Raw genomic sequence first — 15,816 nt, 5'->3', positions numbered from 1 at the left:
CAACCGCTTCGCGCGGGTTTTCCCAGCAATTCTCTCGCCACAAAACCGGCTCATGCGGTCATCGCCGCCCCTCATGGCGCGCCGTATCGCGCTTGCCCGTGTGACGGCAACGGCACATGCTGTGCAAGCCAAATAAACTCCTGCAGCGATTAAAAGCATTTGAACGGAGGCGACGGCGATGAAGGCACGATTTCTCTCGGCGGTAATCCTGGCTGCGGGTTTCTGCGCGCCGATCGCCGACGCGGCCGAACTGCGCATGGGCATGGCGGCGGAGGCGACCTATGTCGATCCGCACGCCCAAGCCATCGGCCCGAACTTCGAGTTGATGCTGCATATCTTCGACACGCTGGCGCGCGTCGGGCCGAACGAGGAGATCCTGCCCGGCATCGCCCAATCCTGGCGCATCGTCGAACCGCCGAATCTTTGGGAGTTCAAGCTCCGCCCGGGATTGAAGTTCCACGACGGCGCGCCGTTGACCGCGCATGACGTGAAATTCTCGATCGAACGCGCCCCCAACGTTCCCGGCGCGCCCTCGACCTATAGCCGGAACTTGCGCAACGTCGATGCGGTCGAGGTCGTCGACGATCTGACCTTGCGCGTGCGCACCAAGCGGCCCGGCCTGTTGCTGCCCGCCAATCTCGCCCAGATCGCGATCGTCGATCGGCGCATCGGCATGGACGCGACGACGCAAAGCTTCGCCACCGGCAAGTCGGCGAATGGCACCGGTCCGTATCGCTTCGTCGAGTTCGTGCCGGGCGAGCGCGTAACGCTCGAGGCCAATCCCGCCTGGGCGGACGGCAAGCCGCGTTGGGATCGCGTGACTCTGCGCTTGCTGCGCAGTCCGGCCGCGCGCCTTGCCGCATTGCTGACCGGTGCGGTCGACGTGATCAACGACGTGCCGCCCGGCGATATCGAAAAGCTGCAACGCGAGGAACGCGTGGCGCTGTCCAACGGGCTGTCGAACCGCGTGATCTTTTGGGCGATGGACGTGGCGCGCGAAACCTCGCCCTTCGTCACGGGCAAGGATGGCGGCGCGATCGCCAATCCGATGCGCGATCCGCGCGTGCGCGAAGCGATGGCGCTGGCGGTCGATCGCCCGGCGATCGTTTCGCGGTTGATGGAAGGGGCGGCCGTCGAGGCGAGCCAGATCCCGCTCGAAGGCCATCCGGGCTTCCTTGGCGATCTCAAGAATCCCGCCTCCGATCTCGCCAAAGCGCGCGCGCTTATGGCGGCGGCGGGCGTCGCGAACGGTTTCCGCCTCGCGATCCACACGACCAACGGGCGCTATCTCAACGACACGCGCCAAGCGCAGACGATCGCGCAGATGCTGGCGCGGATCGGGATCGAAGCGAGCGTGCAGCCCACCCATATCGGCACGTATTTCAATCAGGCGCGGAACAAGGAATTCTCGTTCCTGATCGTCGGCTGGGGCCACACCTCGACCGATCCGCTGCTGGTGATGCGCGAGACGTTCCATTCGACCGCCGCCAACAACTACGGCAGCTGGATCGATCCGGTATCCGACAAGCTGCTCGACGACGCCGACGTGGAACTCGATCAAGTCAAGCGCGGCCAAATGCTCGCCGAAGTCACGCGCCGCGCGGCGGCGGCGAACGTGATCCTGCCGTCGCATTACCAAGTGAATTACTGGGCGACGCGCAAGGATCTGCGCTACGTGCCGCGCCGCGACGAAGCGACCGTGGCCGAAAGCGTGGTGCCGCGTTAGGCGAGATATTCCGCCTCGCTGAAATCGCGCGCGAGGCGATAAACGTAATCGCCGCGCGTGACCAGCGTGTTGGCGCGGCGGACCATGATCAGCCCGTCATGCGGGGCGGTCAGTTCGGCCGCCGCGCGCTCGATTTCGCCGATCGGATGGATGCGCGCCACGGGCTGGCCTTTCGTCACGCGCGCGCCCAAGCCCACCAAAGGCTCGAACAAACCGTCGAGCGGGGCCATGACCAGCGATCCCGCCCCCGTCGGTGTGATCAGCTTCGTGTCGTGGAAACGCGCGCGCGGCGGCGCTTCCTTCAGCACGCCGAAGTGATGCAGCAGGCGCATCAGGCCTTCGCGGCCGATGGCGAGGGCGTCGATATCGATCGACGCCGCGCCCGGGAATTCGGTTGCGACCATCGGAATGCCCATCCGGTCGCATTGCGCGGACATCGACCGGCTATCCGACGTCGCCATCGCGCAAACCGTGTAAGGCAAGCCGAAAGCGCGCGCGCCGTCGAGCTTGCGCTTGCGCAACGCCGCATCGCCGCCGCCGTGCAGGTAGACGCTGGGCACATACATACCCGTCGTGCCGCCCGAATGCAGATCGGCGGCGGCGTTCGTCATCGGCAGGACGACGCTGGTCAGGTAATGCGCGATCGCCGAGGTCGGCCCGCCGTCGGCCTCGCCCGGAAAGGCGCGGTTGAGATTGCCTTGATCGAGCGGCGAGACGCGCGAGGCCGCCATCACGGCCGGGAAATTCAACGCGGGCAGCACGATCAACCGGCCCGTGATGCGCGCAGGGTCGAGATTGCGGATCAGATCGTGCAACAGGATCTGACCTTCGTATTCGTCGCCATGCGTGCCCGATGTCAGCAGCATCGTCGGGCCTTCGCCATTGGCAATCACCGCCAACGGAATGGGGAGAATACCGAAGGCGTAGCGATCGTCCGAATGGACGAGGCGCAGAAAGCCGAGCTGCTTGCCCTTGCCGGCGTAGTCGATATCCGTCGTCAACCGCGTGCGCGCCTGGGTCATTCACCCCTCCCCGTCGAGGCGCCTACGATGACATTTCGTAAGCCGGCCGTTCAGTCTTTTTTGCGTGCGGCGCCATGAGTTTGCTTGATCCTTGGATGAACCCAAACCGGCTTGCGCCGCCGCCGATCCAAGCGCCTATACTTTGGCACGCGGAGTGCACGCACATGTATGTTCATCCACGACGCGATTTGGAGCCTTCCCGAATTGGATAGCGGTCCCGCCACGCCCGAAAACCGCCTCGCCGTCGGCACCGCGCGCCGCCGGTTGGAGGATGCGCGGCTGCTCGCAGGCAAAGGCGCCTATCTCGACGATCTGCCGTCGGCGGATACGCTGCGCGGCGTGATCGCGCGTTCGCCCTACGCGCATGCCAAGATCGCGCGGATCGACGCGACGGCCGCGCGCGCCATCCCCGGTGTGGCGCTGATCCTCACCGCCGCCGATCTCGACGCCGACGGCATCAAGCCGATCCCCGCCCTCTCCGCCGTCAAGATCGACGGCACGCCGGTGAAGATCGCGCCGCCGCCTTTCGAGTTGCTGGCGCGCGACACGGTGCGCCATGTCGGCGATCCCGTCGCTTTCGTGGTCGCTGAAACCGAAACGATCGCGATGGAAGCGGTCGAAGCGTTGGCGATCGACTACGAAGAACTGACGCCCGTGTTGTCGCCGGACGACGCGGCCGCCCTGCCCGGCTACGAGATCGCGTTGGGCGACGCGGCCGCCGTGGATGCGGCCTTCGCCGTCGCGCATAAGATCGTCGAATTGGAAGTCATCAACCAACGCCTCGCCGGCGTGCCGCTCGAACCGCGCAACGCGCAGGGCGAACCCGATGGCGAACGCGTGACGTTGCGCACCGGCACGCAAGCGCCGCATCTGGTGCGCCGCGTGTTGACCGCCGACGTGTTCGGCTGGCCCGAGAAGCAATTGCGCGTGATCGCCCCCGACACCGGCGGCGGCTTCGGCCTGAAAGCGACGGTGATGCGCGAACAGGGCCTGGCCGTATGGGCGGCGAAGAAACTCGGCCGCAAAGTGCGCTGGATATCGACGCGTAGCGAGGCGTTCCTGTCCGACACCGGCGGGCGCGACATGCGCACGCGCATCGCCGTCGCGTTCGACAAGGACGCGAAGATCCTGGCTTTGCGCGCCGCCGTCAGCGCCAATCTCGGCGCCTATCTTTCCTATTTCGGGCCCGTGCCCGCCAATATCGGCTTGGTCGGCATGATCGGCGTCTACGCCACACCCGCCGCCCACATCACCTCGCGCGCGCGTTTCACGAACACGGCACCGGTCGACGCCTATCGCGGTGCGGGCCGCCCTGAGTCGATCTACGCGATCGAACGCGCGCTCGACAAAGCCGCGCGCGAATTCGGGATCGGCCCCGACGAAATCCGCCGGCGCAATGTCGTGCCCTTCGCCGCCCTGCCTTATCGCACGCCGATGGGTACGCTCTACGACAGCGGCGATTTCAAGGGGACGATCGACAAGCTGGTCGCCTTCGCCGATGTCGCGGGCTTTGCCGCACGCCGCAAGGAAAGCGAAACGCGCGGCAGACTTCGCGGCCTCGGCCTCGGCTGCTATATCGAGCGCGCGGCGGGCGGTGCGGAAGAAGCCGCGACCGTGATCCTCGATGCCGAGGGCGGCGCCGACGTGCTGCTCGGCACGATGACCCAAGGCCAGGGGCACGTAACCGCCTATACGCAGATCGTCGCGGATCGGCTAGGTCTCGATCCCGCGCGCATCCGCATCCATCAAGGCGACACCGATGTCGTGGCGCGCGGCGTGGGCACGTTCGGCTCGCGCTCGCTGCCCGTCGGCGGATCGGCTTTACAACGCGCGATCGACAAGGTCGTCGAGGGTCTCACGCCCTTGGCCGCCGAACTTCTGGAAGCCGCAGCCGTCGATATCGAATTCCGCGACGCGGGCTTCCGCATCGCGGGCACGGATCGCGTGATCGACGTGCCGCGCGTCGCCAAAGCATTCCACGAACGCCGCGAGACGGGCCAGCGTCTGCCCGGCGGGCTCGGCGCCGATCTTTCCGCGCAAGGCACGTTCCAACCGGTCGAGCCGACCTTCCCCAATGGCTGCCATGCCTGCGAGGTCGAGATCGATCCCGATACCGGCGAAGTCGCCGTGACGCGCTATTCCTGCGTCGACGATTTCGGCAACGAGATCAATCCGCTGCTGGTCGACGGCCAGATGCATGGTGCGCTGGCGCAAGGGATCGGCCAAGCGCTGCTCGAACATTTCGTCCATGACGAAACGACCGGCCAGCCGCTGACCGGCTCGTTCATGGATTACGCGATGCCGCGCGCGGGCGATCTGCCGTTCTTCGATCTCGCGCGCAATCCCGACCCGTGCAAAAACAACCCGCTGGGTCTGAAAGGCTGCGCGGAAGCGGGCTGCATCGGCGCCCCGCCGGTCGTGATCTCGGCCGTGCTGGATGCGCTCGCACCGCTCGGCGTCAAACATATCGACATGCCGGCGACCCCCTATCGCGTGTGGAAGGCGATCGACGACGCGCGGCAAACCAAAGGTTCGAATTGATGTCCAGCGTATCGCTCAATGGCGTATCGAAGACCTACGCGGGCGTCACCGCCTTGCGCCCGATCGACTTGGAGATACCGCAAGGCGAGTTCCTGACGCTGCTCGGGCCCTCTGGCTGCGGCAAGACGACGACATTGCGTTTGATCGCGGGCTTCATCGAGCCGAGCACGGGCCGCATCCTGTTCGGCGGCGACGACGTGACCGACTTACCGCCCCAGAAGCGCGAGATCGGCATGGTCTTCCAGGACTACGCGCTGTTTCCGCATATGACCATCGGCGACAATATCGGCTTCGCGCTCGCCGAGCGTGGCCTGCCAAAAGCCGATATCGCCAAGCGCGTGAAGGAGCTTCTCGAGCTTATCCGCCTGCCGAGCGTCGAAAACCGCTATCCCACGCAATTGTCCGGCGGACAGCAGCAGCGCGTGGCCGTCGCGCGCGCGGTGGCGCATTCGCCGCGCGTGCTGCTGATGGACGAGCCGCTCGGTGCGCTCGACCTCAAACTTCGCGAGGCGATGCAGAACGAGATCAGCGCCATCCATCGCACGTTGAAGATCACGACCGTCTACGTGACGCACGACCAGACCGAAGCGATGAGCATGTCGGATCGCATCGCGGTGATGAACGACGGCATCATCGAACAGATGGGCACGGCGAGCGAAATCTACGAACGCCCCGCCACGCGCTTCGTCGCGGACTTCGTCGGGCAGATCAATCTGCTCGACGGGGCCGCGCACGGCACCGAGAACGGCCTGCTGGCCGTGACGGTCGCGGGCACGATTTTGCGCGTACCCGACACGGGCGCTTCGGGCACCGTTTCGATCGGCGTGCGGCCGGAGCAAATGTCGCTGATCGGTGCGGGCGTTCCGGTGCCCGCGGGCCACAACGCCATCGCGGGGATCGTCAAAAGCCGGATGTTCGCCGGCAACCGCATCCGGTTGGAGATCGACGCAGGGACCGCGAAGCCGATCGCCATCGAAGCGCATCCCAACACGCCCACGGTCGAACCCGGGGCCGCGGTGCGCGCCGTGTGGAAACCCGAACATTCCGTTTTGCTGACGCGCTGAAGGAGAAGACGATCATGGGAGCGACGGCTGAGAAAATGGATGCCCGCGCGCGCGGCGTGCCGGTCATCGATATCGCGCCCTTCATCGACGGCAGCGACAAGTTGGGTGTGGCGCGCGCCGTCGCCAAAGCCTGCGAGGAAGTCGGCTTCTTCTGCGTCTCCGGCCACGGGATCGACGCGAAGCTGACCGACAAGGCTTTCGCCGTGTCGCGCGACTTCTTCGACCAGCCGACCGAAATCAAGATGAAGTCGAAGCCGGTCGGCGAAGTCGCCCCGCGCGGCTATGCAGCGATGGAATCCAAGGGCCTCGGCGCCACGCTGAATTTGAACGTGCCGAAAGATTTGCGCGAGCAGTTCATGCTGGGCACGTTGGCACCGATCGTTCCCGCATTGAAGGACGTGGAAGCCGCGCAAGGCTGCTACGCGCCCAATGTCTGGCCGGAAACGCCCGCCGAGTACAAGCCGGTGTTCACCGAGCTTTATCGCGCGTTCGAAACCCTCGCTGATACGCTGATGCGGATTTTCGCCCTCGGCCTCGATCTGCCGGAAAATTATTTCCGCGACAAGATCGACCATCATTTCAGCGTGCTCGGTTCGAACCATTATCCGCCGTTGGAAGCCCCGCCTTTGCCGGGTCAGTTGCGCACCGGCGAACATACGGATTTCGGCAGCCTGACGATCCTGTTGCCGACCGCCGGCCCCGGCGGCTTGCAGGTGAAACTCGCCGACGGCACGTGGAGCGACGTGCAGCCGATCCCCGGCGCTCTGATCATCAATCTCGGCGACATGATGGCGCGCTGGACCAACGATCGCTGGCGCTCGACGCTACATCGCGTGGCGAACCCGCCGGACCTCAAGGCCGCGATGAGCCGGCGCCAATCGATCGCCTTCTTCTGCCATCCGAATTACGACGCCGAGATCACGTGCATCGAAAGCTGCACCGGCCCCGGCAATCCGCCGAAATACCCGTCGATCCTGGCGGGCGAGCATATGCGCATGAAGATGGTGAAGCGTTGAACCCGATCGGTCCCGTTCTGGCGGCGTGGGCGTCGAAGCTGCGCTTCGAAGACTTGCCCGCCGCCGTCGTCGCCGATTGCAAATACCGGCTGCTCGACACGCTGGGCATCGCCATCGCCGCGATCCCGCTGCCGATCGGCGTGACGATCCGCAAAGCCGCGCACGCACTCGGCACCGGATCGGAAGCGACGGCCTTGGGCGAAAGCGGCGTGAAATTCTCCGCCGCGACGGCCGCGTTGGTGAACGGCACGCTCGCCCATGCAATGGATTTCGACGACACGCATAACGAATCCGTGATGCACCCGAGTGCGCCGACGGTCGCGGCGGTACTGGCGGCGGGCGAGGCCGCCGGCTCGAACGGGCGCGAGATGATCGTGGGCATCGCCATCGGCAACGAACTTGGCTGCCGCTTGGGCCTCGCCGCCCCGGGCGCCTTCCATGGCGTGGGTTTGCACCCGACCAGCGTATTGGGCACACCCGCCGCCGCCGCCGCCGCCGGGCGCTTGTTCGGCCTGACGCCCGAACAGATCGCCTGCGCCTTCGGTGTGACGGCGAGCCAGGGTTCCGGCGTGCTCGAAGCCTATGCCGACGGAACCTGGTCGAAGACCTTCCATCCCGGCTGGGCGGCGCATGCCGGCATCATCGCCGCGCGCTTGGCGCAGAACGGCTTCACCGGCCCCGCGACCGCGTTCGACGGCCGCTACGGCTTGTTCCATGCGCTGCTGCCCGCCGACACGAAGTTCGATTTCGATACGACGATCCGCGATCTCGGCAAACATTGGGTGACTTTGCAAACGGCGTACAAGCTGTACCCCTGCGCCCATTCGATCCACGCTTTCATCGAAGGAGCGGCACGCCTCAAAGCCACGCATAAAGTCGCCAATGCCGATATCGCGTCGGTCACGCTGACTGTGCCCGAGGGTTTCATCGGCCAGATCGCCGAGCCACGCGCGGCGAAGCTCGCCCCCCGTACGTCCACCCATGCGCGCGCCAGCCTGTTCTACGCGGTCGCCGCGACGCTGACCGACGGCGCGTTGATCAACGCGCATTACGAAGGCGAGGCCTATAAGCGCGCCGATATCCTGGGCTTGGCGCAGAAGATCGTTCATGTGCCCGCGAAGATCGACGGCGCCATCAAATTCGACGGCACGGTCGAGATTGCGCTCGCCGACGGGCGAAAACTTTCGACCTATGTCGAGGAGGCTGACGGCACGGGCACGCGGATGCTCACACCTGCGCGCGTCGTCGCCAAGTTCCGCGAGACGGTGAAGGACGTGCTGCCGCCGGCGAAAATCGATCGTCTTATCGCGACGATCGAGAATCTCGAAGCCCTGCCGAATGCGCGCGCGTTGATGGAGATGACCGCGTGATCCGCCTCGTCGCCGAACGATTGACGTCGGAGGCGTTTGCGCCGTTCGGCTTCGTGCGCGAAATCCCGAAAGGCGGTTTGCGCGAAGGCCCGTTCGCCCCCTTCGGCGACGATCGCCCGAACGCGAAGGTCAACGCGACGCTGATCTCCTGCCCCGCGCGCCAGGGCCCGCGCGCGATCCGCGATATCGAGCGGCATCTGCACGGCTCGCAGTTTTTCATTCCGCTCGGCGGCGAACTCTCGCTGGTCGTGTTTCCCGGCGGCGATACGCCCGACCTCGCCAATGGCCGCGCCTTCATTGCCTCCCCCAACCAAGCCTTCGGCTATCACAAGGGCGTGTGGCATGCGGGCGTGGCGGCGGTAGCGCAGGAATCGTCGGTCGCCTCGCTGCTCAGCCGCGATGGCACCAGCGCCGATGTCGACGAACGCAAACTCGCCGAAGCGATCGAAGTGGTGTTCCCATGACCTATGCCCGCGATCTGATCGGCTACGCAAATAAGCGGCCGGACGCGCAATGGCCGAACAAGGCACGTATCGCGATCAATATCGTCCTCAATTACGAAGAAGGCTCCGAATACTCGATCCCCGACGGCGATCCGAATTCGGAAACGCAGTTGCTGGAAGCCACACCGTCGATGCCGCCCGGTGTGCGCGACCTCAACGCGGAATCGGTCTACGAGTTCGGCAGCCGCGTGGGCTTCTGGCGCATCCTGCGCATCCTCGACGAATACAAACTGCCCGCGACCGTGTTCGGCTGCGCGCTGGCGCTGGAACGCAATCCGGAAGCCGTCGCCGCGATCAAAGCGGCGGGCTACGACGTTTGCAGCCATGGCTGGCGCTGGATCAAGCATTGGCTGCTCGATGAGGCGACCGAGCGCGAGCATATCAAGCGCGCCGTCGCGTCGCTGAAAGCCTCGTTCGGCGAACGCCCGCTCGGCTGGTATTGCCGCACGGGCCCGTCGGTCAACACGCGCAAGCTGCTGCTCGAAGACGGCGGCTTCGTCTACGACAGCGATTCCTACGCCGACGAGTTGCCCTATTGGAACCGCGAATACGGCAAGCCGCATCTCGTGATTCCCTATTCGATCGACACCAACGACACGAAGTTCGCCAACCCGGCGGGGTTCGGCAACGGCGAGGAGTTCTTCAGCTATCTCAAGGACAGCTTCGATTGCCTCTATCGCGAGGGCAACGCGATGATGTCGGTCGGCGTGCATTTCCGCTTGGCCGGGCGGCCGGGCCGCGCCGAAGCCTTCCGCCGTTTCCTCGACTACGCGCGCGGCCACGACCATGTCTGGTTCTGCCGCCGCATCGATATCGCCAAGCATTGGATCGCCAAGCATCCGGCGTCAGGAGCCAATTCATGAGCACCGAAGAAACCCGTTGGGCGCGCGGCCCCTATCGTGGTTACGATGTCCGCTTGCCGGCCGAGCCCGATCTCGAATTGACGCAGGTCGACGCCGGCACGCCGGGCGGCGAATATCATCGCCGCTTCTGGTTCCCCGTGGCGCTCGCCTCGCAGCTCGGCAAGTTCCCCGTGCCGATCCGTATTCTGGGCGAAGATCTGGTCGTGTTCCGCGACGGCGAAGGCCGTGTGGGCCTCGTCCATAAGGCGTGCGCGCATCGGCGCGCGTCGCTCGAATTCGGGCGCATCGAACAGCGCGGCATTCGCTGCTGCTATCACGGCTGGCATTTCGACGTCGACGGCACGATCCTGGAAACGCCGGGCGAACCGCCGACCAGCAATATCTGCAATTCGATCAGTCAGCCCGCCTATCCGACGCGCGAAGTGAAGGGACTGATCTTCGCCTATATGGGCCCGCCCGATCAGGTGCCGGAGTTCCCGTATTTGGATTCATTCGATCTGCCCGATCACGAGTTGATCCCCTACTCGATCCATTCGCCGTGCAACTGGCTGCAGGAAACCGAGAACGCGATCGATCCGTTCCATTCGGTGTTCCTGCACGGGCGCGTCAACGGCCCGCAATTCCCCGGCCTCGAACATTTCGTCGAATTGCCGGTCGTAAACTACGTGCAGCGCGACGGCGCCATCGTCTACAGCCATGCGCGGCGCGTGGGCGATCTGGTGATGCTGCGCTTCCACGATTATCTGATGCCGAACCTCGCCCAGAACGGCGGCATGTTCCAGAAATTCGAGGCGCCACGCTTCTTCGGCCGTACCAGTCTGACGAAATGGGTCGTGCCGATCGACAACACCAACAGCCGGAAATTCGGCTGGCGCCACTTCAACAACAAGGACGAAGTGCTGCGCCTGGGCAATCGCGACGATGTGGGCTGGGAGAAGGTCGATTTCTACGGCCAGACCGCGCATCGCTCGATGGAAAAGCGCCAAAGCGATCCCGGCGATTGGGACGTGTGGGTCAGCCAAGGCCCGATCGCGATCCATTCGCGCGAGTATCTCGGCAAGACCGACGAGGGCATCGCGATGCTGCGCCGAAAGCTGCGCCGCGACATCCGTACCGTCGCGCGCGGCGAGAAGATCGCGCAAATCGCCGGCACGGCGCAGAACCCCTTCCCGACCTATGGCGGCGATACGGTGCTGCGTGTGGCAAAGTCGAACGACGACGAAGGCCTGATGAAGTTGTTGCAAAAGCAGGTCGCCGAAATCTACTTCGCCCACGACCATCTACTGGGCGAGGAACGCAGCGCCAAAATCAAGGCGGCGTTGGGCGAGGCTTTCCCGGACTCGAAAACCTAATCGCGCGACGCAAAGTCGGGCGGATCGAAGGCGCGGACCGGCGGGACCGCGCCTTCGTATTTTTCGACCTCGACCAAGGCAGTCTGCGCGGCGCAGCCTTGCGACAGGCGCGACGCCGGCCGGTCTGCGGTCGCGACGTTGGGGTTGCCGTGCACATCGAGCGTGCCAATGACCCCACGTTCCAGCGGATCGTACCAAGCGCCGGTCGCGATCACGACGACGCCCGGCCGCAAACCGTCGTCGATCCGGGCACCCGCCAAAAAGCTTCCGCGCGCATTGAACACGCGCACGATATCGCCCGCAACGATACCGCGCGCGGCCGCATCCGCCGGTGATATCGAAATCGGTTCGCGGCCCGAAATCTTGGCAGCGCGGCTGACGCCGCCCGGATCGTATTGGCTGTGCAGCCGCGTCGCGGGTTGATTCGACAACATGTGCAACGGATAGGTCGACGCGGCGCCGAGCCATTCTTCCGGCGCGCGCCAATGCGGATGGCCGGGAAAATCGGCGTAGCCGTAACCGGCGATGGTCTCGGAATAGAGTTCGATCTTTCCCGACGGCGTGGCGAGCTTGGCGCCGACGGGATCGGCGCGGAACGCGTCGAACATCGTGCGCTGGGGCGAGCGCGGCGGCAACTCGACGAAATCGGTTTTCCAGAATTCGTCGAACGCCGGCAAATACGGATGTACGGCGCGGCATTCGGCATAGAGATGGCGCAGCCATGCGCCCGCGTCGCGGCCTTCGGTGAACGCGTCGGCCGTGCCCAGCCGCGCCGCCAGATCGGCGAAGATCGCGTAATCGTCGCGCGCTTCGCCCGCCGGCGCCATCGCGCGCTTCATCGCGATCAGATAGGAATCGTCGTTGGCGCCGCCGATATCGTCGCGCTCCAGTGGCACGGTCGCGGGCAGCACGATATCGCAATGGCGCGCATGCGCCGTCCAAAATTGCTCGTGCACGATCGTCGTTTCGGGCCGGCGCCACGCCGCGATCAGGCGATTGATGTCCTGATGATGGTGGAAAACATTTCCGCCCGCCCAATAGACGAGCTTGATGTCGGGATAGCGCCGGCGCGCGCCGTCATAATCGTATTCGCCGCCGGGATCGAGCAGCATGTCGGCGATGCGCGCGACGGGAATGAAATCGTCGATCGCGTTCTTGCCTTGCGGCAAGGTCGGGCCGGCGAAACCGGTCGAGCGATGGCCCACACCGTTGATCGCGGCGTAGCCGAAGCCGATCCCGCCGCCCTGCAACCCGATTTGTCCCAGCACGGCCGCAAGGCAGATCGCGGCCCAATAGGGTTGCTCGCCGTTCCAGGCGCGCTGCAACGACCAACTCGCCGCGATCATCGTGCGCGTCGCCGCCATCTCCAGCGCCAATGTGCGAATGCGCGCGGCTGGAATTTCGGAAATCGCCGCCGCCCATTCCGCGCATTTCGGCACGCCGTCGGTCTCGCCGCGCAGATAGGCGAGATAGCGCTCGGCCCCTGCGCAATGCGTGGCGAGGAATGCCGCGTCGTGCTTCCCGGCCGCGACGATTTCGTACGCCAAAGCGAGCATCACCGCCGTGTCGCTGCCGGGGCGCAAGGGAAGCCATTCGGCGGCGGCGGCGGAAAGATCACCGCGCAACGGCGAGATGTTGACGAACTTCGTGCCGGATCGCGCCAGGCGCGCGATCCAATCGGCCGCATCGTGATCGCCGACCCCACCGGAATTGACCTGCGCATTCTTGATCGGCAAGCCGCCGAAAGCGACGAACAACCGGCAATTGCCGTCGAGCCCGGCCCAGGCGGACGCGTCGCGGTTCAAAGCACCCAGCGGCGCCAGGATACGCGGCAGAATTACGCGCCCCGCCCCCAGGCTGTAGCTGTCACGATGCGCGACGTAGCCGCCGAGCGTATTGAGGAACCGATGGATCTGGCTTTGGGCGTGATGGAAACGCCCTGCGCTCGACCAGCCATAGGAGCCGCCATAGATCGCGCCGTTGCCGTACTTGGCGATCGTCGCGCGTAGCGTGTCTGCGACGATATCGAGCGCTTCGTCCCACGGCACTTCGACGAAGGGTTCGGCGCCGCGTCCGTCGCGGCTCGCGGGCCCGTGCTTGAGCCAGCCTTTACGGATCGCCGGCCGGCGTACCCGCGCCGGCCCCATGGCGGCCTCGACCATGCCGAGGCCGATGGACGACGGGTTACGGTCGCGCTCGAACGGGGTCAGCGCCGGCACGCCATCGTCCCCTGTACGGGTCCGATAGACGCCCCAATGCGTCGAGGTCAGCGTCACGCGACGGCGCGGCGCGGCAGCGGAACCTTGTCGATCGGCAGATCGCCGAAGCGCAGATAGCCTTCCTCCAGCGTCAATTCCTTGGCGACGATCATGCCGTCGCCTTGGACGCCGAAAGTCGGGTCGAGCATCCGCCGTCCACGTGTACCCGGCGGATCGAAAGTCCAATCCTGGAAACCCAGGATGTAGAAATTCAGCATCACGGCGGGCTTGTCGTCGGCGCAGAACCAATGCGCGTTCTTGGAAACCTCGGTCGTTTCGAAGCGATCGCCGACGCCAAACCAGCGATCGGTGCGCGTGCGCAGCAGGATCGTGTCCGGCCCAAGACGCGCGACGCGGTCCCATTCGCGGGCGTAGACATTGCCGTGCAGCACGACCTGGGTGGAGATCAAGTTGTGATGGGCATGCGGCGGATGGACCTCGTGCGGCTCCAGATACAGTAGCTGCATGGTCCACGACTTCGCCGGCGTGGTCATCTGGTTCAAAACTTGGTCGGTCTTCTCCGCCAGCGCCTTGTCGATGAAGGGCTTCAACTCGGTGACCAGATCGATCGACTGATGAAGGGCGCGGACGCCATCGATGTAATCGTCGGGCGTGATCTCGCGCCGCCCCAGCGCTTGGATCAGCTTATCGGCTTCCGTCCACAGACGGTCGCGATACATGTCGATATCGGGCAGAACCGCGCCCGCGCGCGTGTTCATCTTCACGACCTTGCCCGATGCGGTTTTGATCTCTCCGGCCATGTCCCCGCTCCCGTGAGTTAGGCGCTCATCACATCGACCAGCATACGCTGGAAATGGTGCACGTTCTTCTCCCACACCGGCGAGAAGACGACCTTGTCCGCGACCGGCGATTGGCGCGCGATCTGCTGCTGTTCCCAGATCTTCATATCCTGGCTGCGGATGCCGCCATAGTCGCGCATCTGTCCGGTTTCGCCAAGCCAGCGTGCCAGCGTCTTCTTGCGCTGCTCGGCGAATTCGGGCGCGGTCGCCGCGTCGCCCACAAAGAAGAAACCCATCTTCGACACGGTGCGATCGGCCGCGACGGGATCGGCGATGACCGAGGCGAGATGATCCGATTGCAGCGTCAGCGTCATGTTCGGGAACACGACGCTGGTGCAACGCACGCGCTTCTTGCCTTCGGGGAACGGGATCAACGGCAATTGGCCGGCGGCGGGATAGAAATCCTGATCGCCGCGCCGCTTCAGCGTGACGACGGTGCCGAGCGGAATGGGTTCCGCGATCGGTTCGCCCGTCGCAAGATCCAAATCGTCGGTGATCTTGGTGAAGACGTTCTTGTGAACCCAAACGTGGTGATAGGTCTCCCAATTGTCGTTCTGCATTTTCCAATTGCCGCGCCATTCCCAATCCTCGCGATGGGCGATGCGCGTGGCGCCGATATCGGCCCCTTGAATCAAATCCTCGAGCGGGCGGACATGTTCCTCGAAAGGGGCCGCCTTGCCGTCGAGATTGATGAACACCCAGTGATGCCAAACCGCCGTCCGCACGGGCACGAGGCCGAGATCGGACATGTCGAGCCCGGCGCGTTCGTTGCCATTCTTGGTACCGTCGAAAAACGGCGTCGATTTCAATCGCCCGTCGAGATCATAGGCCCACGCATGATAGGGGCAGGCGAATTGCTTCAAATTCGAGCAGGGCTCCGTCACCATCATGGCGGCGCGGTGCCGGCACACATTGTGGAACACCCGGATCGCGCCGGCGCGGTCGCGCACGAGGATGAGCGGAAGTCCTGCCGCCATGAGCGGGATAGCATCGCCCGGTTTCGGCACGTCGCTGGCGAAGGCCAGGCACATCCAGGTGCGCGCAAATAGGTTTTTCTGTTCCAGCTTAAAGAAATCTTCGCTGGTATAGGCGGCTCCCGGCAGGCCACATGCCTGCGTGATCGGCTTGCGCAACTCGTCCAGCGCCGCCTTGCCCAGGATCCGCTCGATGGCTTCCGCCGCTACCGTCATCGCCCCCTCCATCTTCCCCCGGAAATGTATGCCAATTCCGGACCAAGGCCAGTTAGATTTGGTCCGCGTTTTGCTGGGAAAGCTTCATGAACGGGGCTCGGGCATGAACGG

The 15,816-nt window shown here is 64.9% G+C and carries 11 protein-coding genes; 8 read left to right on the top strand and 3 right to left on the bottom strand.

Going from position 1 to position 15,816, the window contains the following annotated elements; all coding sequences use genetic code 11:
- Positions 1-178: 178 nt before the first annotated feature.
- On the top strand, positions 179-1,726 hold the full coding sequence (locus J0H39_19165; protein MBN9498879.1) for an ABC transporter substrate-binding protein: 1,548 nt from the start codon (positions 179-181) through the stop codon (positions 1,724-1,726).
- Here J0H39_19165 and J0H39_19160 read toward each other — a convergent pair.
- Complete coding sequence (locus J0H39_19160) at positions 1,723-2,748, bottom strand: succinylglutamate desuccinylase/aspartoacylase family protein (GenBank protein ID MBN9498878.1); 1,026 nt, start codon at positions 2,746-2,748, stop codon at positions 1,723-1,725. The genes J0H39_19165 and J0H39_19160 overlap by 4 nt on opposite strands.
- Positions 2,749-2,916: 168 nt before the next feature.
- Between J0H39_19160 and J0H39_19155 the strand changes: the two genes are divergently transcribed.
- The 7 genes from J0H39_19155 to J0H39_19125 are packed head-to-tail and all read left to right on the top strand — an operon-like array spanning position 2,917 to position 11,457.
- Positions 2,917-5,289, top strand: coding sequence for a xanthine dehydrogenase family protein molybdopterin-binding subunit (locus tag J0H39_19155; GenBank protein MBN9498877.1), 2,373 nt, complete (start codon positions 2,917-2,919; stop codon positions 5,287-5,289).
- The gene (locus tag J0H39_19150) at positions 5,289-6,353 is read left to right on the top strand and encodes an ABC transporter ATP-binding protein (GenBank protein ID MBN9498876.1); all 1,065 of its coding nucleotides are present in this window, start codon (positions 5,289-5,291) and stop codon (positions 6,351-6,353) included. The genes J0H39_19155 and J0H39_19150 overlap by 1 nt, the downstream gene beginning before the upstream one ends.
- 14 nt (positions 6,354-6,367) lie before the next feature.
- Complete coding sequence (locus tag J0H39_19145) at positions 6,368-7,369, top strand: isopenicillin N synthase family oxygenase (protein MBN9498875.1); 1,002 nt, start codon at positions 6,368-6,370, stop codon at positions 7,367-7,369.
- The gene (locus J0H39_19140; GenBank protein MBN9498874.1) at positions 7,366-8,739 is read left to right on the top strand and encodes an MmgE/PrpD family protein; all 1,374 of its coding nucleotides are present in this window, start codon (positions 7,366-7,368) and stop codon (positions 8,737-8,739) included. The genes J0H39_19145 and J0H39_19140 overlap by 4 nt, the downstream gene beginning before the upstream one ends.
- The gene (locus tag J0H39_19135; GenBank protein ID MBN9498873.1) at positions 8,736-9,203 is read left to right on the top strand and encodes an ureidoglycolate lyase; all 468 of its coding nucleotides are present in this window, start codon (positions 8,736-8,738) and stop codon (positions 9,201-9,203) included. Before J0H39_19140 ends, J0H39_19135 begins: the two co-directional genes overlap by 4 nt.
- Entirely contained in the window at positions 9,200-10,105 is a 906-nt protein-coding gene (locus tag J0H39_19130; protein MBN9498872.1) for a polysaccharide deacetylase family protein, read from the top strand. The genes J0H39_19135 and J0H39_19130 overlap by 4 nt, the downstream gene beginning before the upstream one ends.
- Positions 10,102-11,457 (top strand): Rieske 2Fe-2S domain-containing protein, encoded by a 1,356-nt coding sequence (locus tag J0H39_19125; protein ID MBN9498871.1) that lies wholly within the window; start codon positions 10,102-10,104, stop codon positions 11,455-11,457. The genes J0H39_19130 and J0H39_19125 overlap by 4 nt, the downstream gene beginning before the upstream one ends.
- On the opposite strand, the gene J0H39_19120 is transcribed toward J0H39_19125, so the two are convergent.
- Together J0H39_19120 and J0H39_19115 are read right to left on the bottom strand one after the other, a co-directional pair.
- Positions 11,454-14,078: a molybdopterin-dependent oxidoreductase gene (locus tag J0H39_19120; GenBank protein ID MBN9498870.1), complete on the bottom strand. Its 2,625-nt coding sequence runs from the start codon at positions 14,076-14,078 to the stop codon at positions 11,454-11,456. The genes J0H39_19125 and J0H39_19120 overlap by 4 nt on opposite strands.
- A gap of 415 nt (positions 14,079-14,493) precedes the next feature.
- Positions 14,494-15,705, bottom strand: a complete 1,212-nt coding sequence (locus J0H39_19115) for an aromatic ring-hydroxylating dioxygenase subunit alpha (GenBank protein MBN9498869.1) — start codon at positions 15,703-15,705, stop codon at positions 14,494-14,496.
- Positions 15,706-15,816 lie beyond the last annotated feature (111 nt).

The sequence above is a fragment of the Alphaproteobacteria bacterium genome (genome assembly GCA_017308135.1).
Lineage (GTDB): Bacteria > Pseudomonadota > Alphaproteobacteria > CACIAM-22H2 > CACIAM-22H2 > Tagaea.
The sequence above is the reverse complement of the archived record's forward strand: the minus strand, read 5'-3'. Positions and strand labels throughout refer to the sequence as shown.

Coding starts and splice junctions, on each gene's coding strand:
- J0H39_19160 (MBN9498878.1), bottom strand. CDS start 2,748: ATGACCCAGGCGCGCACGCGGTTGACGACGGATATCGACTACGCCGGC.
- J0H39_19125 (MBN9498871.1), top strand. CDS start 10,102: ATGAGCACCGAAGAAACCCGTTGGGCGCGCGGCCCCTATCGTGGTTAC.
- J0H39_19120 (MBN9498870.1), bottom strand. CDS start 14,078: ATGGGACCGCGTCGCGCGTCTTGGGCCGGACACGATCCTGCTGCGCAC.
- J0H39_19150 (MBN9498876.1), top strand. CDS start 5,289: ATGTCCAGCGTATCGCTCAATGGCGTATCGAAGACCTACGCGGGCGTC.
- J0H39_19115 (MBN9498869.1), bottom strand. CDS start 15,705: ATGACGGTAGCGGCGGAAGCCATCGAGCGGATCCTGGGCAAGGCGGCG.
- J0H39_19130 (MBN9498872.1), top strand. CDS start 9,200: ATGACCTATGCCCGCGATCTGATCGGCTACGCAAATAAGCGGCCGGAC.
- J0H39_19165 (MBN9498879.1), top strand. CDS start 179: ATGAAGGCACGATTTCTCTCGGCGGTAATCCTGGCTGCGGGTTTCTGC.
- J0H39_19145 (MBN9498875.1), top strand. CDS start 6,368: ATGGGAGCGACGGCTGAGAAAATGGATGCCCGCGCGCGCGGCGTGCCG.
- J0H39_19155 (MBN9498877.1), top strand. CDS start 2,917: ATGTTCATCCACGACGCGATTTGGAGCCTTCCCGAATTGGATAGCGGT.